Below are 1,130 nucleotides of genomic sequence, written 5' to 3' on the forward strand. Positions count from 1 at the left end.
TTTATCCTTGAGGAAGGTTTTGAAGATAGTCTGAAAAAGAGGATGAACCTGTTTAAGATTGTCCTCAATGAGTCCGAAAAATTTGTCTGGCTCCTTGTTCTGAAAGTGAAAAAGCAAGAGCTGATAGAGATTATAGTGGTGTCTCAAGTCTTCTGAATAGCTCAAAAGCTTGTCTAGAATCTCCTTATTTGTTAAGTGCATGCGAAAAGTAGGGCGATAAAAACGTTTATCACTTAGTTTACGACTATCCTGTTGAATGAGCTTCCAGTAGCGCTTGATAGCTTTGTATTCATGGGATTTTCTATCAAATTGATTCATGATTTGAACACGGACACGACTCATAGCACGGCTAAGATGTTGCACAATGTGAAAACGATCTAGAACGATTTTAGCATAAGGAAAAAGCTGTTTAGCCAAGTTATAGTAAGGACTGAACATATCCATAGTAATGATTTTCACCTGACAGCGAACGGCTCTATCGTAGCGCAGAAAGTGATTTCGGATGATAGTCTGGGTTCTACTTTCAAGCACGGTGATAATGTTGAGATTGTCAAAATCTTGTGCAATGAAACTCATCTTTCCCTTGGTAAAAGAATACTCGTCCCAAGACATAATCTCAGGAAGTCGGCTAAAGTCATGCTTAAAGTGAAAGTCATTTAACTTGCGAATGACAGTTGAAGTTGAAATGGCCAGCTGATGAGCAATATCGGTCATAGAAGTCTTCTCAATCAACTTTTGCGCAATCTTTTGGTTGATAATACGAGGGATTTGATGATTTTTCTTGACGATAGAAGTCTCAGCGACCATCATTTTCGAGCAATGATAGCACTTAAATCGACGCTTTCTAAGGAGAATTCTAGTAGGCATACCAGTCGTCTCAAGGTAAGGAATCTTAGACGGTTTTTGAAAGTCATATTTCTTCATTTGATTTCCGCAATCAGGACAAGACGAGGCGTCATAGTCCAGTTTAGCGACGATTTCCTTGTGTGTATCCCTATTGATGACATCTAGAATCTGGATATTAGGGTCTTTAATATCGAGTAGTTTTGTGATAAAATGTAATTGTTCCATATGATTCTTTCTAATGATGGTTTGGTCGCTTTTCATTATAGATCTTATGGGACTTTTTT

The 1,130-nt window shown here is 38.0% G+C and carries 1 protein-coding gene; it reads right to left on the reverse strand.

The window, feature by feature from the left end:
- A partial coding sequence (locus PCY17_RS12140) for an ISL3 family transposase (RefSeq protein WP_301395785.1) occupies positions 1-1,071 on the reverse strand: 1,071 nt, incomplete at its 3' end.
- Positions 1,072-1,130 lie beyond the last annotated feature (59 nt).

This window comes from Streptococcus sp. SO2 (assembly GCF_030440025.1).